20 protein-coding genes are annotated in these 21,065 nt (G+C 67.2%); 10 read left to right on the top strand and 10 right to left on the bottom strand.

Features of this window, described 5'->3' with window-relative positions; translation table 11 throughout:
- Nucleotides 1-141 precede the first annotated feature (141 nt).
- The 7 genes from U9979_RS00865 to U9979_RS00835 all read right to left on the bottom strand — a co-directional run bounded on the left by U9979_RS00865 (nt 142) and on the right by U9979_RS00835 (nt 6,225).
- A complete protein-coding gene (locus U9979_RS00865) occupies nt 142-420 on the bottom strand; it encodes a DUF2530 domain-containing protein (RefSeq protein ID WP_416219120.1) in 279 nt (92 codons plus the stop codon).
- A 179-nt stretch (nt 421-599) separates the two neighbouring features.
- Nucleotides 600-1,505, bottom strand: coding sequence for a class II aldolase/adducin family protein (locus U9979_RS00860; protein ID WP_322777847.1), 906 nt, complete (start codon nt 1,503-1,505; stop codon nt 600-602).
- 33 nt (nt 1,506-1,538) lie between these two features.
- Complete coding sequence (locus U9979_RS00855) at nt 1,539-2,735, bottom strand: acyl-CoA dehydrogenase family protein (protein ID WP_322777846.1); 1,197 nt, start codon at nt 2,733-2,735, stop codon at nt 1,539-1,541.
- 37 nt (nt 2,736-2,772) lie between these two features.
- A complete protein-coding gene (locus U9979_RS00850) occupies nt 2,773-3,777 on the bottom strand; it encodes an ABC transporter substrate-binding protein (protein WP_322777845.1) in 1,005 nt (334 codons plus the stop codon).
- A gap of 135 nt (nt 3,778-3,912) precedes the next feature.
- Nucleotides 3,913-4,530: a flavin reductase family protein gene (locus U9979_RS00845; RefSeq protein ID WP_322777844.1), complete on the bottom strand. Its 618-nt coding sequence runs from the start codon at nt 4,528-4,530 to the stop codon at nt 3,913-3,915.
- On the bottom strand, nt 4,527-5,156 hold the full coding sequence (locus U9979_RS00840; RefSeq protein ID WP_322777843.1) for an NADPH-dependent FMN reductase: 630 nt from the start codon (nt 5,154-5,156) through the stop codon (nt 4,527-4,529). Before U9979_RS00840 ends, U9979_RS00845 begins: the two co-directional genes overlap by 4 nt.
- A gap of 52 nt (nt 5,157-5,208) precedes the next feature.
- Nucleotides 5,209-6,225, bottom strand: coding sequence for an ABC transporter substrate-binding protein (locus U9979_RS00835; RefSeq protein WP_322777842.1), 1,017 nt, complete (start codon nt 6,223-6,225; stop codon nt 5,209-5,211).
- Between the two features lie 741 nt (nt 6,226-6,966).
- On the opposite strand from U9979_RS00835, the gene U9979_RS00830 reads away from it, so the two are divergent.
- From U9979_RS00830 to U9979_RS00805, 6 genes are all read left to right on the top strand, one after another.
- Nucleotides 6,967-7,881 carry an ABC transporter permease gene (locus U9979_RS00830; protein WP_322777841.1) on the top strand — a complete coding sequence of 305 codons (915 nt, stop codon included), beginning with the start codon at nt 6,967-6,969 and terminating at the stop codon, nt 7,879-7,881.
- Nucleotides 7,854-8,660: an ABC transporter ATP-binding protein gene (locus tag U9979_RS00825; RefSeq protein ID WP_416219117.1), complete on the top strand. Its 807-nt coding sequence runs from the start codon at nt 7,854-7,856 to the stop codon at nt 8,658-8,660. The genes U9979_RS00830 and U9979_RS00825 overlap by 28 nt, the downstream gene beginning before the upstream one ends.
- Nucleotides 8,657-9,202 (top strand): cupin domain-containing protein, encoded by a 546-nt coding sequence (locus U9979_RS00820; protein WP_322777840.1) that lies wholly within the window; start codon nt 8,657-8,659, stop codon nt 9,200-9,202. The genes U9979_RS00825 and U9979_RS00820 overlap by 4 nt, the downstream gene beginning before the upstream one ends.
- A gap of 70 nt (nt 9,203-9,272) precedes the next feature.
- Nucleotides 9,273-10,451, top strand: coding sequence for an LLM class flavin-dependent oxidoreductase (locus tag U9979_RS00815; RefSeq protein ID WP_322777839.1), 1,179 nt, complete (start codon nt 9,273-9,275; stop codon nt 10,449-10,451).
- On the top strand, nt 10,448-11,230 hold the full coding sequence (locus tag U9979_RS00810; protein WP_322777850.1) for a glucose 1-dehydrogenase: 783 nt from the start codon (nt 10,448-10,450) through the stop codon (nt 11,228-11,230). Before U9979_RS00815 ends, U9979_RS00810 begins: the two co-directional genes overlap by 4 nt.
- A 195-nt stretch (nt 11,231-11,425) precedes the next feature.
- Nucleotides 11,426-11,851 carry a MarR family transcriptional regulator gene (locus U9979_RS00805; RefSeq protein ID WP_322769952.1) on the top strand — a complete coding sequence of 142 codons (426 nt, stop codon included), beginning with the start codon at nt 11,426-11,428 and terminating at the stop codon, nt 11,849-11,851.
- A 60-nt stretch (nt 11,852-11,911) separates the two neighbouring features.
- Here the strand turns inward: U9979_RS00805 and U9979_RS00800 are convergent, their stop codons facing one another.
- Nucleotides 11,912-12,925 (bottom strand): Gfo/Idh/MocA family oxidoreductase, encoded by a 1,014-nt coding sequence (locus U9979_RS00800; protein WP_322750701.1) that lies wholly within the window; start codon nt 12,923-12,925, stop codon nt 11,912-11,914.
- A gap of 192 nt (nt 12,926-13,117) precedes the next feature.
- Here U9979_RS00800 and thpR point away from each other — a divergent pair, with 192 nt between their 5' ends.
- The gene (gene thpR / locus U9979_RS00795) at nt 13,118-13,750 is read left to right on the top strand and encodes an RNA 2',3'-cyclic phosphodiesterase (protein ID WP_322777838.1); all 633 of its coding nucleotides are present in this window, start codon (nt 13,118-13,120) and stop codon (nt 13,748-13,750) included.
- A 533-nt stretch (nt 13,751-14,283) separates the two neighbouring features.
- Nucleotides 14,284-15,651, top strand: coding sequence for a citrate synthase (locus tag U9979_RS00790; RefSeq protein ID WP_322750703.1), 1,368 nt, complete (start codon nt 14,284-14,286; stop codon nt 15,649-15,651).
- A gap of 242 nt (nt 15,652-15,893) precedes the next feature.
- On the opposite strand, the gene serC is transcribed toward U9979_RS00790, so the two are convergent.
- Nucleotides 15,894-17,012, bottom strand: a complete 1,119-nt coding sequence (gene serC, locus U9979_RS00785) for a phosphoserine transaminase (RefSeq protein ID WP_322777837.1) — start codon at nt 17,010-17,012, stop codon at nt 15,894-15,896.
- Nucleotides 17,005-18,099 carry a citrate synthase 2 gene (locus U9979_RS00780; protein WP_322750705.1) on the bottom strand — a complete coding sequence of 365 codons (1,095 nt, stop codon included), beginning with the start codon at nt 18,097-18,099 and terminating at the stop codon, nt 17,005-17,007. The genes serC and U9979_RS00780 overlap by 8 nt, the downstream gene beginning before the upstream one ends.
- 373 nt (nt 18,100-18,472) lie before the next feature.
- Between U9979_RS00780 and pdxH the strand changes: the two genes are divergently transcribed.
- Nucleotides 18,473-19,198 (top strand): pyridoxamine 5'-phosphate oxidase, encoded by a 726-nt coding sequence (pdxH, locus tag U9979_RS00775; RefSeq protein WP_322777836.1) that lies wholly within the window; start codon nt 18,473-18,475, stop codon nt 19,196-19,198.
- Entirely contained in the window at nt 19,195-20,622 is a 1,428-nt protein-coding gene (locus tag U9979_RS00770) for an MFS transporter (RefSeq protein ID WP_322777835.1), read from the top strand. Before pdxH ends, U9979_RS00770 begins: the two co-directional genes overlap by 4 nt.
- Nucleotides 20,623-21,065: the final 443 nt, after the last annotated feature.

Genomic DNA, 21,065 nt, shown 5'->3' with positions numbered 1-21,065 from the left:
GAGACAGCGGTGAGAACGAGGACATCGGTGCGCGTAAAGCACTCGATCTCAAGGATCTTTCCTGCGAAGTTGCCGACTGGTTCATCCTGGCCTTCAATCCGCACCGACTGTGAGATATCAATGCCACTCTCCCGACGCGAGTCACGTCGCGTCGGCGGCCTGCCGGGATGTGCTGCCAGCTTCGGTCCGTCGCCGCAGGTGGTTGCGGCGGCGGGATGTGACCGCGATACCCAGCAGGCCGAGCGTCGCGCCGAGGGCCGCAGTCGCGATCCACCACAGGTGGCCGTCCGCCCGCAGGCTGTTCCAGAACGGCAGCAGCACCACCAGGGCGACCAGCCACAGAATCGTACCGACAGTCACTGACGCCACACCGTCATAGGGCAACGGTTCCAGCTCCCGGCGTCCAGCCGGCGGGGTCACGCTCATATCTGCTGACGCTACCCGCCGCTCCGCACGAACTCCCCGGGCCGCGAGCCATCCAGATCATGATCTACACGCCCGAATCATGATCTGCGCGAGTTTGTCGCTAGGTACGCGTATCAGGCCCGAAAGCGTACCGTCCGACAAACTCACGCCGATCTTGTGGCAATCCGGGATGCTCAGTCCAGCAGGTCGGGCTGTTCCTCGACGATGATCTGGTATAGCGCCTCAAACGACCAGCGGGCGCCCGTCTCGCTGGAGAGCTGGCCGGCGGTGAGCCGGGCCGTCTCGTCGTCGAGAATCCGCAACGTGCCGGCGGCCGAGGCGATGAGCTGTGCCTTGGCCGCGCGTTCCGCAGCGATGAACCAGTAGGCGGCCGATTCCACCGAGGTACCGACCGACAGCAACCCGTGGTTCGCGAGGATCGCGAGTTTGCGCCCACCGAGTGTCTCGGCGATGCGACGTCCCTCGTCCGGGCTGAGCACCACGCCGTTGAAATCTGCGAAGATCACATGATCCTCGAAGAAGGCGCAGGCGTCCTGGCTGATCGGGTGCAGCGGTTCACCGATGGCCGACAGCGCCTTGCCGTACAGGGCGTGCGTGTGTGCGGCGGCGACGACGTCCGGGCGGGCCGCGTGGATCTGGGAGTGGATGGCGAACGCGGCCGTGTTCAGCGGCCCGGTCCCTTCGACGATCTCACCGACGTCGTTGACCAACAGCAGACTGGACACGGTGATCCGCCGGAAGTCGATGCCGAGACGGTTGACCCAGAAGTGGCCGGGCAGCTCCGGGTCACGCGCGGTGATGTGGCCCGGCAGTCCTTCGCCCAGACCCAGCTGACCGAAGATCCGGTAGGCGCCGGCGAGCCGCTGCTTGCGGTACAGGCGTTCCTCGACGACGGTCCGTTCCGCTTCTGGCCGCGGCCAGGGTCCACCGACCGCGGGCGCGACGATGTTCGACTGGTCCCAGCTCGATCGGTCCGACGAGCCCGCTGCCCGCGCGTCCGTGAAGATGCTGATGTTCTCGCCACTGATGTTCTCGCCACTGATGTTGTCCGTGCCGATGTTCTCGGTACTGATGCTCATCGTCTGGTCCTCTCTGCCGAACGAAATGTGCGTTTAACGGGCCAGCAGGGCTCGGCCGGCCGCGGCGTGGACGGCATCGTCCTGCGGGGTGTGCACGCGTCCACAGAGCACGTTTCGATAATTACGCTCCAACGGGTTCGCGCGGGTCAGGCCGGGATTTCCAATCAATGCGACCGCCGCGCCGACCGCGCGGATCGCCGCATTCGTGACCGTCGACTTCACCGCGTTCGCGCGGGCGGCGGCAGCCGCATCCCCGGCATCAACCCCATTCGCGGTCGTTTCGACCAGCACCCGGGCTGTCGTCAGCGTGACGTCGATCTCGCCGACGGCGGCTTGGAAGCGTGGCAGGCTCGCCAAGGGCTTACCCAGGTTGGACGGCACCCGCTCATGCAGAAAACCGACGAGCCAGTCGCGGGCGGCCTCTGCGACGCCGAGATAGATCGTGGAGATCGCCAGGCCACCCCAGGCGACGATCGAGGGGTCGATCGTCAGGTCGCGCAACGCGCTGACCGGCCTGAGCCCCAACCCGGCGTCGGCGCTCAGACGGACCCGGTCAAAGACCACGTCATGGCTTTCGGTCGCCCGCATCCCGAGGTGGTCCCACGTACGGACGATCTCGATGCCCGCCGCGTCGGCCGGTACCAGGAAGTTTCCTACCCGTGGTTCAGCGGACGCCGGCCCGGCGGGGTCGGCGGCGGGGTCGGTCGCCGCCCACACCAGCATCCAGCGCAGCACCGGCGCACCGGTCGAATAGATCTTGTGACCGGTGAGCTCCCAGCCGTCCCCGGTCCAGCGGGCCGTCGTGGCCGGCAGCCCACCACGTGCGGGGGTGCCGAGGTCGGGCTCCACCCGCAGATGGTTGACCATCGCACCCTCCGCCACGGTGGAACGCGCGACCCGCGCGTACGCCGGCTCGGGCCATCCCGCGCTGCGGCTCGGACGCGCGTGGGCCAGATAGGTCATCGCGAGGACGAGCGCGGTCGCGGGGTCGCCACGGGCGATCGTGCCGAGCACGTCGACCACGGTCGAAAGATCCGCGTCCTCACCACCGTAGGCGACCGGAACGGTGAGCCCGACCAGCCCCGCCTCATGCAGCCGCACAAGGTTCGCGGCCGGGAAGGTCCCCGTCCGGTCGTGTTCGGCCGCGGTCGTGGCGAACTCCGCGGCCAGATCGGCCAACAGGTCCTGACGGGGTGGAACAACGGACGCCGACGCGCCGGGACTCGACATGGGTGACCCTCCGGTGGAAGAACATGGTTTGCCGGCGTCAGGTGCCGAATTTCTCGATCTCGGCGTTGAACGCCGTGCTGAAGTAGTCGGCCACGTTCACCTTGGACTTCAGCAACTCCGCCTTGATGAAGACGTCCGCGACATCCTGTGCCGAGGCTGTGGTGGCCGGTGAGGTGGGGACGAGCCTGGTCGGCCGCTGCGCTTCGCCGTTGTTGAAGGTTTCCAACGCCTGGGCCACCGGTTGCTTCGTCTGCTCGGCGGTGATCTTCGCCCAGTCGTCGGGGTGCGCCCGGGACCATGCGTAGGCCTTCTGCTGCCGGCCGAGGAAGTCTGCGATGGCGGCGTGCACGGCCTGGTCTGCGATCGCCTTCGGTGTGGCCTCGTAGGCGTAGTTACCAGAAAGAATCTTCTCGCCGCTACCCAACGTCGTCGCACCGCGCTGCTTGGCGGTGATGACCGCATTGCCATAGGTGGCCAATGCGTCGACGTTGCCCGACAGAAGCGCGGTGACACCGTCGGGAACGGTGAGCTTCACCGGCTGGATGTCGTTCCAGCCCAGGCCCGCCTGCTCCAGCAGTTTGAAAAGAAAGTAGTGGGCGGTCGTGCTGGCGACGTACCCGACCTTCTTCCCCTTCAGGTCGGCGATGCTCTTGAGTGACGACCCCTTGGGGATGAGCACCTCCTGCAGCAGAGTCGTCGCCTGCATCACCGCTACGACCCTGAAATTGCCGCCACCCGCCGACTGGCTGGCGAAGATGGGCGGGATCTCGCTCGATTGCGCCAGGTCCAGATTCCCGGCGGCTATCGCCTGGAGCTGGAGAGTGCCGCTGTCAAACGTCGCGTACTCGACCTTGTACGGCGTGTTCGCCAGACCCGCGGCCTCCAGATAGAGTCGCTGCCGCTGATACCCGGTCTCACCGACTCGCAGCGTCACGCCACTGAGATCCGGCGTGCCCGTTGCACTCGCGGCAGCGGTGGTGGACGTACCCGAACTCCCCCCGCAGGCGACCGCGGTAGCCGTCAGGACGAACGCTGCAATCACCGCCGAAACAGCACTGAAGCGAAATCCATGCCGTTCAGCAGATATTCGCCCTGCTTTCTTGTGATTCACGCTTTCGCCCCCAGATAAGACTGGACAAGATGGTTCGCATACATTCGCTTCAACGGCCCCGGTGACTCATCGGAAATTATTTGTGCCAAGAGTCCCGTAGCGACCGTTGTGATAGATCAGCGGCGGCGCGTCGTCCTTCTCGACGTGCGCCTGCAACACGCGGGCCACCAGCAGACGGTGGTCGCCGGTGTCTATCCGATGTTCGAGCCGGGCCCGCACCCAGGCCGCTACCTCGACCAGCAGCGGCTCACCGGTCGGCAACCGTGTCCAGTTGGTGGGCGCAGCGAACCGGTCGACGCCCTTGGCCGCGAAGCGTTGGGCGGTGTCGGCCTGGCCGTCGGACAGCAGGTGCACGACCACGGTGTCGGCGTGGAGCAACGCCGGCCAGCTTGACGAGACCGATGACACCGACAGTGATATCAGTGGCGGTTCGAGCGACAGCGACACAACGGAAGTCGCGGTGAAGCCGACCGGCCCGGATGGGCCGTCCAGGGTCACCACCGTGACCCCGGCCGCGTGCCGACGGAAGACCCTTCGGTAGGTGTCGCGATCGACGCCCGCGCCGACTTGATCCTTCGCGGAAGTACCTGCGGGAGGGGCAGCCAGGAGCCGGACGACCGGGGCTTGCGCCACACCGTGCTCGTCCGATCCAGGGTCGGCGGGGTGTCGGGCGGGGTGGCTCATCGCGCGAGCTCCGCTTCCGTGGCGAGCTCCGCTTCGGTGGCCGCCGATGTGGTGGCGAGCACCGCGGCCGAGGCCCGGACCAGCCGGCTGTTCGCCGTGACCCAGCCCTCGACCTCGGCACCGAGGTCGAACAGCTGAGCCTCGACGATCGAGAATGCCGGCGTGGGAACGGTCGCACCGAGTTCGGCGAGGACCGGACGCAGGTGCAGCTCGGCGACGGCCTGATGCGCCGGCGCGGCCGCGAGAATCACCGGCACGGCGACTACTCCGGTCAGACCACCTGAGGGCAACAGATCGAGGAACACCTTGAGCAGACCCGTGTAGCTACCCTTGTAGACCGGCGTGGCCACCACGAGCACGCCCGCCGCCCGCGTGGACTCCAGCGCGGTGGCGGCCGAACCATGGGTGTCGGCGAACAGATCCTGGGCGATCAGGGCCAGGTCGATGTCGATGTCGATGTCGATGTCGATGTCTTCGGGGCGTGCGGTCGGTCGTGCGTCGAAAGCCGGGTCGGCGGCGAGTCCGTGCGAAATCCGTTGGGCGACGGCCCGGGCGACCGCACGCGTCCGGGAGGCTGGACGTGGGTTCCCGGTCAGCACGACGATGCGCGGAAAGGTCTGCGGCATGACCAGCCTCCATGGTTTTGGTGGAGCAGATGTGACAGGCAGTAACGACCGGTCAGGAAGTCAGCGAGCGGACGAAGTACGGGGCGACATCCAGCTTGTGATCGATCACGCCGGCTTCGGTGTACACATCCGCCGTCTCCTGCAGTTTCTTGATAATTACGTCGTCGATCGGGGGAGATTCCACCGTGCGGCGGTTGGCCACCACCGTGGCCACCGGCTCTGGCAGTTTGGTCAACGAGGCGAACAACGCGGCGAAGTCCGCTTTGTTGGTATTGGACCAGTCGAACGCCTTGGTCTGGCGGGCCAGGAAGTCCGCGATGGCTGCGCGCTTGGCGCTATCCCCGGCTGCCTGGTCCGACGCGACGGTGAACCCGAGCCCGGAGCTGATGCCGACCCCGTCGCGGATGATGTGTGCGCCCTTCTGTTCCGCAAGCGCGACATATGGGTCCCAGGTCGTCCATGCGTCGATCTGCTTGGAATCGAACGCGGCGCTGGCGGCCTGCGGAGTCAGAAAGGAGATCGTGACGTCGTCCGGGCGCAGCCCCGCTTCCTTGAGGGCACCGAGCAACAGATAGTGCCCGACGCTGCCCTTCGTGGTCGGCGAGACGGTCTTGCCCTTGAGGTCCGCGACGGTGTGGATCGGCGAGTCCTTCGGGACAAGCACCGCGACTGCCCTGGCAGAGCTTCGGGTCACGCCGACGATCTTCAAGGGCGCGCCGGCACCGATCGCATTGAGGGTGGGTGCATCACCCGCAGGGCCGATGTCCACGGCGTTCGCCCGCAGTGCCTGTAGCAGCGGGGCGGCTGCCGAGAAGTCCGACCATTCGATCTTATACGGAGCGTCCTTCAGAACACCGGCCGCCTCGAGAATCGCCTTGGTCTGACCGACCTGGTCGGCAACGCGAAGAGTCACCCCGGAAAGATCAACCTTGGCGCTGGTCACGGCAGCCTTCGGGCTCGCGGAGTCGGACCCTCCACCGCAGGCGGCCAGCAGCGACACGGCCACGAGTGCGGTGACGCCCGCGAGCAGCCGGGGTCTGGGTCTGACATGGATGAACAAGCGTGACATCAGGCAACTCCGAGGCGCGGGTATTTCCCGTCCGGAACCGGTACGGGCTGTGACGGACGGGATAGAAATGATCAATAGTGGATGACCGGAGCCGAGGAGCGCATCCACGCCCTCCTGGTCACCGGGAATTTCAGTCACGGAAAGTCAGACGATCAATGGACAACCAATGGAGCGCCGATGAGGTAGGGGCACGAACACCCTCGCCCGGGGTCACGGGGGAACCTGGGGCGGTCATCGACAGCGGCTGCTCCAGGCCCGGGCGTAATCCACGCAGCGGCGCCGCGTCAGGATCGTCTCAGCAGGCACGAAACAGCACTCTGCGTATTAACACCTTGTTCAGTCAAGTAGTGGGAAAGTAATATGCGTCACACTACCTAGCCGGTTGACGCAGGTAGAAGCCGTGTGATTCCGTTGATCTCATGTTGAAGTCGGCGTTTCTTGTTACCCGGGGTCACATCGACCTTCTCCGGGTGAAGTCCGCCGCATGTCCGGCCTACTGACCGACATGTGACGCGGAGCGCCGCACCCACCTGCACAGGTACTCCGCAAGCACGCAGTGTGATCAAAAATCACCCGAATTGACCGGGACAAACATCGGGTCCCGGCGGATCGTCCGCGACTCATGCCGCCATCCCGCCCGCCGCGTTTGGCGAACGCCAGCCCCTGCGCCGCCGGCGGCGCACAGGAACAACGATCGCGCCGCCTTTGGCGAACGCCAGCCCCAATCACCGCGGAGAACCTGTGACAACCCAGACACTTCCTGTCGAGAAGGACGCGGCGGCACGAGCGCCCGGCCCGACTGCGGCAGACGTCCCGCACGCGCCAGCCACCGGCGCATCGTCCGCATCCACCCCGACGTTGGTCACGGTCACCCCGTCAACCGCCGGGCGGCGCGGTGTGCCCCGGTGGATCCGCCGGCCGGTAGGCCCGCTGTTTTTGCTGGTGTTGTGGCAGATCGCGAGTTGGAGCGGCAGTACGTCCACCGAACTGCTCGCCTCCCCATGGACGGTGGTCACCACATTCGGCGATCTCGTCAGCAACGGAGATCTTCCAAAGGCGATCGGAGTGTCGCTGCAACGGGTCGGCAGCGGCCTGCTGCTCGGCGGGTCCGTCGGGATCTTCCTGGCGCTGCTGGCCGGTTTGTTCCGGCTCGGTGAGGATCTCATCGACGCGGCGGTGCAGATGATCCGGACAGTGCCGTTCATCGGTCTCATCCCGCTGTTCATCATCTGGTTCGGCATCGGTGAGACGCCGAAGATCGCTCTGATCGCCTTCGGTGTCGCCTTCCCGCTCTACCTCAACACCTACGCCGGCATCCGCAACGTCGACTCCAACCTGGTCGAGGCCGCGCGCACGGTCGGGCTGGGCAGGTTGGGCCTGATCCGACACGTCATCCTGCCGGGTGCGCTGCCCAACGTCCTGGTCGGCATCCGCTTCTCCCTGGCCATCGCATGGCTGGCGCTCATCTTCGCCGAACAGGTCAACGCCAACCGCGGCCTCGGCCAGCTCATGAACGACGCCCAGGAGTACCAGCGGACCGACATCATCGTGGTCTGCCTCGTGGTCTACGCCTTCCTCGGGCTCGCCGTCGACGCCTTCGTCCGACTTCTCGAAAGGGTGCTGCTGTCGTGGCGACCAGCCTTCAGCGGAGCGTGAGCACGCTGCTCGCTCCCGCCGCTCCCGCTCCGCCCCGTACGACAGCACCGGAGGGCACCCCACTCGCGGTAGGGGTCCGCAACCTACGACGCGCCTTCGGTACCAACACTGTGATCGAAAGCCTCGACCTGGATGTACCGGTCGGACAGTTCGTCGCGCTGCTCGGCGCGAGTGGCTGCGGGAAGAGCACGCTGCTGCGCATCCTGGCCGACCTCGACACCGAGATCAGCGGGGACGTCCGGGTGGCGTCCCGGCGAGCCGTGGCCTTCCAGGCACCGCGCCTGCTGCCCTGGAAACGCGTATGGCGCAACGTCATCCTCGGCCTGCCCGGACGACCGGACAAGGCCCGCGCGATCGCGGCGCTGGAAGAAGTGGGCCTGGCCCACCGCGCCGAGGCCTGGCCCAAGACGCTGTCCGGCGGCGAGGCACAGCGGGCGTCGCTGGCTCGGGCGTTGGTGCGTGATCCTGAGCTGATGCTGCTGGACGAGCCGTTCGGCGCTCTCGACGCCCTTACCCGGATCAAGGCCCAAAGCCTTGTCGAACAGCTCTGGCAGCGCCACAACCCGGCGATCCTGCTGGTCACGCACGATGTCGAGGAAACGCTCCTGCTGGCCGACCGTGCGATGATCATGAAAGATGGAGTGATCGCCCACAGCATTGACGTCACCCTGCCCAGACCCCGAAGCGTCACCGACCCGGCCTTCGTCGAACTACGGGCCGAACTGCTCGCCTGGCTCGGGGTCACCCATGACCCGCATCGGGGCACGAACGAGTCATGACCGCCGAGCGTGCACCCGCATTCGGCCCACCCGAATTCGGCCCACCCGACTTCGGCGATGTGGATCCCTTCCACCGCCGGCTCCACCAGATCACCCAGGCGAACCTGTGCCCGGACACCGCGCAGACCGGCGGAATGCTCCGGTTCTCAGCTATCAGCGGCACGACCGTCGGCTCGTCCACACTGTGGATGGGGCAGGTCCATGTCGCCCCGGCGACCGCATCCGGCGACCATCACCACGGCGACTCCGAGACAGCGATCTACGTGGTGAGTGGCCACCCGCAGTTCGTCTTCCTGGACCAGAACCTCGACGGGGAACCGGGGCCGAGCGCCGGGCGGGAGGTTCGCGTGCGGACCTCACCCGGCGACTTCATCTTCGTGCCGCCGTGGATCCCCCATCGCGAGGAGAACCCCGACCCCGACATCGAGGCCATCGTCGTGATCGCTCGAAGCACCCAGGAAGCGATCGTGGTCAACCTTGCGGGCCTGCAATGGGCCGGACCGGTCCTGACCAATGGCTCGGACGTCGACGGCTGTTCGTAGACCCCTCGCCGCTCGCATTCAGCTCGCACCCAGTTCGCACACCCATCCCCCGCTCGCAAGGAGTTCCACCATGCCCGTCGAGTTCATCGGCCTCATCTCCACCGCCCAAGGCTCGGAGACCCACCAGACATCAGGACCGGCCGTCGACCGCGACTATGTCCGCCGGATCGCGCGAGCGCACGAGGACGCCGGCTTCGACAAGGTGCTCATCGGCTACGGTTCCAGCTCACCTGACAACATCCAGGTAGCCGCCTACGCGGCCGCCAACACCGAGCGGCTGGGCTACCTGATCGCCCACCGGCCGGGTGTGGTCTTCCCGACCGTGGCGGCCCGGTACTTCGCCACCCTCGACCACTTCTCCGCAGGCCGGATCGCCGTCCACATCATCACCGGTGGCAACGACGCTGAGCAACGGCGTGACGGCGACTACCTGACCAAGGACGAACGCTACGACCGTACCGACGAGTACCTCGACATCGTCAGAAAGGCCTGGACGTCGACCGAACCGTTCAGCCATGACGGCCGGTACTACAAGCTGGACGACCACCTGGCCACCGTTCGTCCGGTCCAGCAGCCGCACATCCCGCTCTACTTCGGCGGCTCGTCGCCGGCGGCCTACCGGGTCGGTGGCAGACAGGCGAACGTGTTCGCGCTGTGGGGTGAGCCGTTGGCCCAGACCGCGGAGCAGATCGCCGCGGTCAACCAGGCCGCGGCGAAGGCTGGCCGCCCCCGGCCCGGGATAAGCGTGTCGTTCCGGCCGATCCTCGGCCCCACCGAGGAGCTGGCCTGGGAACGGGCCCACCACATCCTGACGACCACGCGTGCCAACATCGACGCGCCCAACAGCATCTTCCGGCAGTTCCGCGCGCGCTACAGCCCCGATGTGGCGCCGCAGAACGTCGGGTCACAGCGGTTGCTCGCCGCGGCTGCCGCCGGCGAACTGCACGACCGGGCCCTGTGGACGCCGCTCGCCGCCGCTACCGGCGCCGCCGGCAACTCGACCGCGCTGGTTGGAACGCCCGACACCGTCGCGCAGGCGCTGCTCGACTACGTCGACATCGGCGTGACGACCCTGTTGATCCGTGGCTACGACCCGTACAACGACTCCATTGACTACGGCCGCCACCTCATTCCGCTCGTCCACGAGGAGGTCGCCCGGCGTGAGCGCGGTGAAGCCGCGAACCGCACCGCGATCGAGCCGGTACCCGCGGCACTCGCGGCAAACGGCGCCACGGCGAGCGCGGGCTGAAAGGAAACACGACCATCAGCGAATTCGAGGGCAAAGTAGCCATTGTCACCGGTGGAGCCCGTGGCCAGGGAGCCGCTGAGGCACGTGCGTTCGCGGCGGCAGGCGCTGCGGTGATGATCGGCGACATCCTCGATGCCGAGGGACAGCACCTGGCCGCCGAGATCGGCGGCCAGGCTACCTATCACCATCTGGATGTCACCGACGAGTCTGCATGGATCGGCGCGGTGGCCGAGTGCGAACGGCGCTTCGGTCGACTCGACGTGCTGGTGAACAACGCCGGCATCGTCTCGTTCAACCGGATAGCCGACACCTCGCTCGAGGAATTTCAACGTGTCGTTGGAACAAATCTCACCGGAGTCTTCCTCGGTATCAAGTCGGCCTGCGGGCTCATGGGGCGGTCCGGTGGCGGCGCGATCGTGAACATCTCGTCGATCAACGGAATACGTGCCGGTGGTCGAACGCATGCCTACACATCCAGTAAATGGGGCCTTCGAGGCCTGACGAAAGCAGCCGCGGTCGATCTCGCAGATCAGAACATCCGGGTGAACGCCATCCTGCCCGGTGTGATCGACACTGCGATGGTGCATGGCGGGGACGCCAGTACAAGCGAGATCGAGGCACGATGGCTGCCCAATCTGCTCGTCAAAAGGCTGGGGGCTGTCGAGGACATCGCGCAGGCCGTTCTCTTCCTTGCCGGTGATCGGGCAGGTTTCATCACCGGAGCCGACCTGGTCGTCGACGGCGGCTGGACCGTTCCGGTACGACCCGGCGAAGGCTGACCGCACGACTGTCCGGCTTCCTTCGGCGAAGCCGCGCGACGACGGGACATGTGACGGACCATCAGCTGCCGACCAGCTACCGACCAGGTCGGCGCTGACCCGCCCACCACGCACCTGAACGAGGCACCTGAACGAGACACGGGGAAGGTCCAACCGCACTGGAACTTAGCGTCGCTAACAAGGTACCTTGACCTGATGGACAGTGCCACCGAAGCTCAACTCGCGTCGGTCCTCCGCCTGTCCGTGATGCGCCTGTCGCGTCGGTTGCGCCAGGAACGCTCGAACACACTGACTCCCACCCAGATCGCCGCCCTTGCGACACTGAAGCGACATGGCTCCATGACCCTTGGTGAGCTCGCGGCGCACGAACGGGTGCAGCCGCCGTCGATGACCCGGGTGGTCGCCCATCTCGCCGATGCCGGCCTGGTTGCTCGAAGCGCGCATCCCACCGACGGCCGCCAGGTCATTGCCGGGATCACCGCGGCCGGCCTCGACCTGCTTGAAGCCGACCATCGGCGCCACGACGAGTGGCTCGCCGAGCGGCTCGCGTCGCTGAGCCCGGACGAGCTGGCCGCCCTCAGCCGAGCCGCGCCCATCCTCGACGCCCTGGCCGGTTCGTGATGGCCGCGCCGCATCGGACACCCGACGCGGTCAGGGTCGGGGGTCGGGGGTCGGGTCGGCCTACAGCTCCACCCAGCCGCCGCCGGCCCGGGAGGCGTCGGCGGCGGCGAGCAGCCGGCCGATCGTCAGAAGATCGTGGAAGGTCGCGCCGCGCACCAGACCGGAGTCGTTGAGCTCCGTGACCCGCACGACGTCGTAGGTCGCCTCGACCAGACCGGGACGCGCGCCCGGCACATCGCGCATCAGCAGATCCCGCGTGCCGTCCGCGTCCTGGCGCAGGACACGACGGCCCTGCACGACCATCCGCCCGTCCGTGCCGCAGATCGTGATCGTGGCGGTGTCCAGTCGGCCGTCGGGTCGTTCGTTGACCAGCACCGTGGCGCCGCTGGACGACAGCAGCGCCAGGGTGACAGGCGCGGCATCGGTGAGGCTCGCGGCAGGCATGGCGGCCGGATGGGCACAAACGGCAATCACGTCTCCACACCACCGCACGACCAGATCCATGATCTCGGCTCGACCGGACGACCCGGCTGGGGCGGCGAACACGGTCACCTGGGTGATGCGGCCGAGTGAGGATGCTGACGCCTGCACGTGCCAGGCGGCCGGCCAGGCACGCCCGTTCATGGCAACGACGTGTGCGAGATCGGACTCCTCGGCGAGATCGGCAACGGCCTGCAACGCCTGCGGGTCAGCGGTCATCGGCCGCGACAGCAGCACGTGCAGCCCCGCTTCAACGGCCCTTCGGGCGATCACGTCGGACCCGGGCGGCGTCATCTCGATGCACACACACTCGATCTCGTCCGACAGCATCGCGACCAGATCCGCATAGGCCCTGGGTGCCTCGGCCTCCGCGGCCCAGGCCAGCGATTCCAGCGGCTCGGGCGCAAGGAGGCCCACGACGTCCACACCCGCGTCGCGCAGGACCGACGCGGTCGTGCGGTCGCTGCCATCGGTCACCAGAACCATCGCACCGGGAAGATCGGGCTGGTGCCGTCGGGCGTCACGGCGGCGCTCACGCCATTCGCGGGCGCCTGCCGGGTCGCGTGAGGCCACCAGCTCGGGAACCGTTGTCACCCCCCGATAGTGCCTGCCACCGCGGCGACCTGGAGCGTAATTCGTAACTACTCCGTCTCAAACTCTCCACGCGGGGATGTAAAAGGAACTTTGTCAAAATGATTTCTATCATTTCCCTCTTCGTGGTATGCACGATGAGTTCTGCCGTAGTCGGTTTCCCGGGAGCCGCCGGGCGCGCAGACTCTGCTGGCTATGGCTCGACTGTTCGTGGCTCTGGTTCCACCGACTGACGTTGTCGATCCGCTCCTCGCCGCCGTCAGACGGCTGCGGACCGACCATCGGCAGCTGGCGGCGGAGGTGCGTTGGGCCCCGCCCGAAACCTGGCACATCACGCTCGCCTTCCTCGGCGAGGTCCCGGCCGCCGTCCTTCCTGATCTCACCGAACGGCTCGCCGACGTCGCCCGCAAGCATCCGCCGGCATCGGTGACCATTGCCGGCGGCGGCCGTTTCGGATCACGGGTCCTGTTCGCCGATGTCGACGAGGAACCGCTGGCACCGCTGGCCGCGGCTGTAGCGCGGGAAGCGAAGCTGGCCGGCGTGGTCGGCCTCGACGACACGCGGGCCTGGCGTGGTCACCTGACCCTCGCGACCGTCGCACGATCGCATCCGGGACGCAGGCAGGGCGCATCACGATCTGGCGAACCCCCGGACGCGCCGGGGCCGGATCTGCGACCGATGGTGGCAGCACTCGCCGACGTCTCCTGTCGATCCTGGACGGCAGAGATGTTGATCCTGCTGCGGAGTGGTCCGGATCCCGCCAAGCGCTACGAGACAGCGGCCAGCTGGCCGCTGTCCGGTCGTCCGGGGGTCCGGTCCAGCTGTTGACGACAGTGGACTCCGCGGTATCTGGGGACTCCGCGGTATCTGGAAATCGCGCACACCGGCCAGTGGAACAACTTTTCCTTGGTCTTCACATGTTTTCAACAATTAATGACTGGTGACATGCCTGGGCACACCCGCAGTTACCGCGTCCCAGTCGCACAACCCCGACCACGGCACGCCGGACCGGCCACCCGGGCTCAGGTACGGCGACGTCACCGGCGCCGATACGGCAACGTTGTTCACGGAAAATCCTCCCCGCCTTCGCAGGCAGTATGCCTCCCATAGCCCAAGACAGTGGAATCACTTACTAACCGTGTCATGTTACGGACACGGAGCATTAACACTGAACAGTATGTAACGGGTGTTGTAGGACACGCCGGGCGGACGGTACCGATCGCGGGCGTGTGATGGCGCGAACCGCGAGACTTGGGGGCAACCGTTGCCTACCGCCGAACCGGCCCAAGCAGTCCGGACCCGGACGCCACAGCCAAGGCGCACGCACACCGATGTGATCGCTACAGCGAGAGGAGCCCGGCATGTCCGAGCAGGTCAGTACCCTGACCGTCACCGATAACCGCACCGGTCAGACCTATGAGATCCCGATCGCCGATGGCGCGATCCGTGCCACCGCCCTGCGGTCGATAAAGGTTGACGAAGGCGACTTCGGTCTGATGACCTACGATCCCGCTTTCACCAACACGGCGAGCTGTCGCAGTGCCATCACCTTCATCGACGGAGATGCCGGCATCCTGCGCTACCGCGGATTTCCGATCACGGAGCTGGCGGAGCGGAGCAGCTTCCTCGAGGTCGCCTACCTGCTGCTCGCCGGTGAGCTGCCGACAGGCACGGAGCTGGCGGTGTGGGAGGACGAAATCACCCACCACACCCTCGTCCACGAGTCGATCAAGAAGTTCATCGACGGCTTCCACCACGACGCGCACCCGATGGGCATGCTGTTGTCGACCGTCGGCGCCCTGTCGACGTTCTATCCGGACGCGAAGGAAATAACGGATCCGGGCCTGCGACGCCTACAGATCGTGCGCCTGATCGCGAAAATCACGACCTTGGCCGCGTTCTCCTACCGGCACTCGATCGGGCTGCCCTACGTCTACCCGGACAACGACCTGTCGTACGCGGGCAACTTCCTGAACATGATGTGGAAGGCCACCGAGCTCAAATACGAGCCGGACGCGAACCTCGAACACGCGCTCGACGTGCTGTTCATCCTGCACGCCGACCACGAGCAGAACTGTTCGACGAACGCGATGCGCGCGGTCGGCAGCTCCCAGGCCGACCCCTTCTCCGCGGCCGCGGCCGCGATCTCCGCACTGTACGGCCCGTTGCACGGTGGCGCCAACGAGCAGGTACTGCGGATGCTCACCGACATCGGTTCGGTGGAGAACATTCCCGCCTTCATCGCGAAGGTGAAGGACGGCAAGAAGAAGCTGATGGGCTTCGGGCACCGGATATACAAGAACTACGATCCACGCGCCCGGATGATCCGGCAGGTGGCCGACGAGGTGTTCAAGGTCACCGGAACGAACCCGCTACTCGACCTGGCCATGGAACTGGAACGGATCGCGCTCGAGGACGAGTACTTCATCAAGCGCAAGCTGTACCCCAACGTCGACTTCTACACCGGCATCATCTACCAGGCCATGGGCTTCCCGGTCGAGATGTTCCCGGTGCTGTTCGCGATCGGGCGGATGCCCGGCTGGCTCGCCCAGTGGGAGGAAGGTCTGCTCGACCCCGAGCAGAAGATCGCCCGGCCACGCCAGCTCTACGTCGGCTACGACGAGCGTCCGTACACGTTGATCGAAGATCGCTCCCCCGACATGGGCGGCGAATCCGACTCTATCGCCGCGCTCGCGGCCCAGGCCGCTCCGACGCGTCCGCGCCGATAGCCCTCCCCTGCCGGAAGGCGCTCAGCCCGCTCAGCCCGCCGGATGTCTGGTAGATCCACTACTTGCGGATCTACCAGACATGAGCCAAGGCGATGATTTTTCGAGGTTCGTGCGATCAACAAGGCCTTCTCCGTCGACCAAACCTCGAAAGATCGTTGTGTCGGGTCGAGCCGGTTACGGATCCGAGCCGGTTACAGGTCGGAGCCGGTTACAGATCCGAGCCGGTTACAGATCCGAGCCGGTTACAGACGTTCGACGACGTAGTCGATGGCGCCGGTCAGTGCCTGGATGTCGGCCGGCTCAACGGCCGGGAAGCAGGCGACCCGCAGCTGGTTACGGCCGAGCTTGCGATACGGCTCGACATCCACGATGCCGTTCGCGCGCAGGGTACTCGCGACAACCGCCGCGTCCACGCCGTCGAAGTCGATGGTGACCACGACCTGTGAACGCTGTGCCGGATCGGTGACAAACGGTGTCGCATAGGGCACCTTGTCCGCCCAGGTGTAGAGAATGGACGACGACTCGGCCGTCCGCCGCACGCACCAGTCCAAGCCGCCGCGGGCGAGCATCCACTCGACCTGGTCGGCGAACAGGAACAGGGTGGCCACCGCCGGGGTGTTGTAGGTCTGGTCCTTGGAGCTGTTGTCCCGGGCGGTCGTGAGGTCCAGGAACGGCGGGATCCACCGATCGGACGCGGCGATCTCAGCCAACCGTTCGATCGCGGCCGGTGAGAGCAGCGCCACCCACAGCCCGCCGTCGGAGGCGAAGCTCTTCTGCGGCGCGAAGTAGTAGGCGTCGACCTCGCGGATGTCGACGGGTAGCCCGCCCGCGCCGGAGGTCGCGTCGACCAGGTGCAGCGCACCCTCGTCCGCCCCGACCGGCCGGCGGACCGGCTTCGCCGCGCCCGTGGACGTCTCGTTGTGCGGGGTGGCGTACACGTCGATGCCCGGCTCGGGTGCCCAGTCGGGATGACTGCCGGGCGCCGAGGTGATGATCAACGGCTCGGCCAGGAACGGCGCGCCCTTCGCGGTGTCGGCGAACTTGCCGCCGAACTCCCCGAACACCAGATGCTGCGAACGTTCCCGCACCAGGTTGAACGCGGCCGCATCCCAGAAGGCCGTGGAGCCGCCGACGCCGAGCACCACCTCGTAGCCGTCGGGCAGCGAGAACAGGTCGGCGAGACCCGCGCGGACGCGTCCGACCAGGTTGCGCACGGGCTTCTGCCGGTGCGACGTCCCGAGCAGGGACGTTCCGGTCGCGGCGAGCTGGGCGACCGCCTCGGGCCGGACCTTGGACGGGCCGCAACCGAAGCGCCCGTCAACGGGACGCAGCTGCCCGGGGATGACGATGCCGTCAGGCATGGACGTCACCCAGCGGTCGCGGCGCCGGACCGATGTAGCGCGCGGACGGGCGGATGAGGCGTCCGGTGCGCTTCTGCTCCAGGATGTGGGCGCTCCAACCGGCGGTACGGGCACAGGTGAACATGGACGTGAACATGTGCGGCGGCACCTGCGCGTAGTCCAGCACGACAGCGGACCAGAACTCGACGTTCGTCCGCAGCGGGCGGTCCGGGTACCGGTTCGTGAGCTCCTCGATGGCCGCGGCTTCCAGCGCCTCGGCCACCTCGTAACGGTGTGAACCAAGGTCGCGGGCCGTCCGCCGTAGCACCCGGGCACGCGGATCCTCCGCGCGGTACACCCGGTGACCGAAACCCATCAGCCGCTCCTTGCGGTCAAGCGCGCGGCGTACGTAACCGACCGGGTCGCCGGTGCGCTCGACATCGTCCAGCATCGCGAGCACCCGGGACGGCGCCCCGCCATGCAGCGGACCGGACAGCGCCCCGACCGCCGAGGACAGTGCGGCCGCCGCGTCCGCACCGGTGGAGGCCACCACCCGGGCGGTGAAGGTGGACGCGTTCATACCGTGCTCAGCAGCTGATACCCAGTAGGCATCCACTGCCTGGACATGCTTGGGATCCGGCTCTCCCCGCCAGCGGATCATGAAACGCTCAGTGATCGTGCGGGCCTTGTCGACTTCCTTCTGCGAGACGGCGGGCAGACCGAGACCGCGTGCCGCCTGCGCGACGAAGGACAGCGCCACCACCGACGCCCGCGCCAGGTTGTCCCGGGCTTCGGCGTCGGAGATGTCGATGAGCTGGCCGAAACCCCAGTAGGGAGTGAGCGTGGCAAGCGCGCTCTGCACGTCCACCCGGATGTCGCCCGAGTGCACCGGCAACGGGAAGGGCTCCGCCGGCGGCAGGCCGGGCTCGAAGGAGGAGTCGACGAGCAACCCCCACACATGACCGTAGTCAACCTTGCCGACGAGGTCCTCGATGTCGACGCCGCGATACCGCAGCGCGCTACCTTCCCTGTCCGGCTCCGCGATCTCGGTCTCGAAGGCGATCACGCCTTCCAGGCCGGGCTTGAAGTCGCTTGTCCTGTCGGCCATCGAAGTCCGGGCTCCGCTTCCTGTCCCCGGCCGGTGCCGTTGGCGGTACGCCGGGTCATTCCCGAGCACCGAACGCCAGCCGTAACTGATGTGAGCTGCTTACATCGGCATACCCAATTGCCTGTCTGCATCCTGCCCTGTTGTCGGGGGTAGTGCCACATTCGCCCAGGCCAACCACAGGGCGGCGCCGGCCCGGCACAGAACCGGCAACCTCCGGCACCGGTGAACCCTACCCATCGGACGGACGTGCCCGACACCACGCCACCTGGTGCCATCCACTCGATGTGTCACAGCTCACAACTCGTCGCTGCGGTTCCGCGATCGGATGCCGATTCCCAGGTGCCGCGGTCAGCCGGGTGCCAGGATCGGTCAGGTGTCGCAACACCCGAACCGCGATGCGCCGCCGGCCGTTGCGGACCCGGCGACCCAGCGGCGCGAGTACGCCACCAGTGGGCTGTCCGAATCCGATCTCGCCCCTACCTGGTTGAGTCAGTTCGCACGATGGTTCACCGAGGCGTCCGCCACCGCCGCCGAACCGGGATCGGCACTGGTCGAACCGAACGCGATGGTGTTCGCCACGGCCGACGCACGCGGCCGGCCCAGCGCCCGCATCGTCCTGCTCAAGGCGTTCGACGAACGCGGCTTCACGCTGTTCACCAACTACACATCCCGCAAGGGCCGCGACGCGGCGGCGAACCCCTACGGCTCGCTGGTCTTTCCCTGGCATGCGCTGGGACGCCAGGTCGTCGCCGCCGGTGCGCTCGAACGGGTGTCAGGCGAGGAGACCGCGGCCTACTTCCACACCCGCCCGCGTGGGTCCCAGCTCGCGGCGTGGGTGAGCCACCAGTCCGAAACGATCAGTTCCCGGGATGTGCTTGAGCGGCGCCGGGCAGCCCTCGCCGGCCGCTGGCCCGAACCCGGGCCGATCCCGGTACCGCCGTTCTGGGGCGGGATACGGCTCGTCCCGGACAGCGTCGAGTTCTGGGCGGGCCGCCACGACCGGCTCCACGACCGGCTCCGCTTCCGCCGGACCGGCGCGGATGAGGCGTGTCGCCCGGCCCGCGGTGAGCGCTGGGTGATCGAACGCCTGGCACCGTGAGGAAGCCCGACACCGTGGTCGGCACCGGTGCAACCGCCGGGCAGACCGACGGGCAGACCGACGGGCAGACCGACGGGCACTCGGCCCCGGAGCCCGACCACGTGACGTCCCGGGGACGGACCCCGGGGCTCGGCCGGCGGATCGCCGCCACCGTCCTGACCGACATCGGGCCACTGCGGGCCTACCCGGCCTACCGGCGGATGTGGGCGGGCGAGACCGTCTCCGCGGTCGGTTCAATGATCACTACTACCGCGGTACCGCTACAGGTCTACGACATCACCAGGTCCTCGTTCGCGGTCGGACTGACCGGCCTGGTCGCTCTGGTGCCACTGGTCGTCTTCGGGATGTTCGGCGGGGCGATCTCGGACGCCGTCGACCGCCGGCGACTTGCGCTGGTCTCCTCCAGCGGGCTGGCCGCGGTGTCGGTCGGGCTGTTCGCTCTCGCGCTTGTCGACCTGCATACGGTGTGGCCGCTGTTCGCCCTCGTGGCCGCCCAGTCCGCGCTGATGTCCGTCGACCAACCGGCCCGGCGATCGATGACGCCGAACCTCGTGCCGCTGCGGGAGCTTCCCGCGGCCACAGCACTGCAGCAGATCGGCTGGAACACCGCCCTGACCGCCGGTCCGCTGCTTGCCGGGGTGGCGGTCGCGGCGTCGGGCTACACCCTCGCCTACGGGATGGACGTCGTGACCTTCGGGGCCGCGCTCTATGCGCTCGCGCGGCTGCCTTCGATGCCGCCGACGGGCGGCGGCACCCGAGCCGACATCGCGAGCGTCCTCGACGGACTACGCTTCCTACGCGGCCAACCGATAGTGCTCATGACGTTCGCCATAGACATCGTCGCGATGGTTTTCGGAATGCCGCGGGCGCTGTTCCCCGAGCTCGCCGGGACACAGTTCGGTGGCGGGACGCAGACCGCCGGGCTGCTCTACGCCGCGGTCGCCGCAGGCGCGCTGGCCGGGGCGGTGGTCGGCGGCTGGTTCGGCCGCATCCGGCGCCACGGGCTGGCCGTGGTCATCGCCGTGATCATCTGGGGTACGTCAATCGCCGGATTCGGGCTCGTCCACAACCTCGCCGCCGGTGTGCTGCTGCTCGCCACCGCCGGCGCCGCCGACATGGTCAGTGCGGTGTTCCGGAACTCGATGCTCAACGTCGCCACACCGGACGCGATGCGCGGACGCCTTCAGGGGGTGTTCATCGTGGTCGTCGCGGGCGGCCCGCGCCTGGGGGACCTTGAGGCGGGAACGGCGGCAGCCCTGGTCTCGCCGATGTTCTCAGTGGTCAGCGGCGGGTTGGCATGCGTTGCCGGCGCCGCGTTGCTCGCGGCGGCTGTTCCGTCGTTCATCCGCTATGACTCGCAGGACGCCATCACCGCAGCCGAGAGCCGCGAAGTGGTGCGGGAGCCGGACGAGCGGCCGCACTGACGAACCCCGACCGACGATCCCCGACCGACGAACCCCGAAAGGTGGGCGGTGGGCGAATAAGAGCGCCCGGCAATAGGGGCGTGGATCAAGGAGCGGGGCTGGGGTGCGTAGATCGCGAGGCGGAGGAGGGAGTCACCCTGGTGTTGGGTGGCGACCGACGACAACGATGCGAGGTGCGTGCCCCAGCCCCGCGACGCCGCGTCCCCTATTGCCGGTCGCTCTAAGCCGTGGCCGGTGACTTTTTCAGCTACCAGCTGATCATGTAATCTAACTGACCGAGCCAGACTGACAACCTACGAGACCAAAACATACTCACACGTCTACAACACACTCACACGTCTACGGGTCCTTGTTCATCGCATGCGACCCCGCCCGCGAGCCCCGAAAAGCGCGTTGGTATGGTTCCCCGGAAATGCGGCTGTGACGGTGGCCACAAGCCCTGT

This window comes from Protofrankia sp. Cas4 (assembly GCF_963555915.1).
In the GTDB taxonomy this organism is placed as follows: domain Bacteria; phylum Actinomycetota; class Actinomycetes; order Frankiales; family Frankiaceae; genus Protofrankia.
The sequence above is the reverse complement of the archived record's forward strand: the minus strand, read 5'-3'. Positions and strand labels throughout refer to the sequence as shown.

Coding starts and splice junctions, on each gene's coding strand:
- U9979_RS00860 (WP_322777847.1), bottom strand. CDS start 1,505: ATGAGCATCAGTACCGAGAACATCGGCACGGACAACATCAGTGGCGAG.
- U9979_RS00855 (WP_322777846.1), bottom strand. CDS start 2,735: ATGTCGAGTCCCGGCGCGTCGGCGTCCGTTGTTCCACCCCGTCAGGAC.
- U9979_RS00845 (WP_322777844.1), bottom strand. CDS start 4,530: ATGAGCCACCCCGCCCGACACCCCGCCGACCCTGGATCGGACGAGCAC.
- U9979_RS00840 (WP_322777843.1), bottom strand. CDS start 5,156: ATGCCGCAGACCTTTCCGCGCATCGTCGTGCTGACCGGGAACCCACGT.
- U9979_RS00835 (WP_322777842.1), bottom strand. CDS start 6,225: ATGTCACGCTTGTTCATCCATGTCAGACCCAGACCCCGGCTGCTCGCG.
- U9979_RS00820 (WP_322777840.1), top strand. CDS start 8,657: ATGACCGCCGAGCGTGCACCCGCATTCGGCCCACCCGAATTCGGCCCA.
- U9979_RS00815 (WP_322777839.1), top strand. CDS start 9,273: ATGCCCGTCGAGTTCATCGGCCTCATCTCCACCGCCCAAGGCTCGGAG.
- U9979_RS00805 (WP_322769952.1), top strand. CDS start 11,426: ATGGACAGTGCCACCGAAGCTCAACTCGCGTCGGTCCTCCGCCTGTCC.
- thpR (WP_322777838.1), top strand. CDS start 13,118: ATGGCTCGACTGTTCGTGGCTCTGGTTCCACCGACTGACGTTGTCGAT.
- U9979_RS00790 (WP_322750703.1), top strand. CDS start 14,284: ATGTCCGAGCAGGTCAGTACCCTGACCGTCACCGATAACCGCACCGGT.
- serC (WP_322777837.1), bottom strand. CDS start 17,012: ATGCCTGACGGCATCGTCATCCCCGGGCAGCTGCGTCCCGTTGACGGG.
- U9979_RS00780 (WP_322750705.1), bottom strand. CDS start 18,099: ATGGCCGACAGGACAAGCGACTTCAAGCCCGGCCTGGAAGGCGTGATC.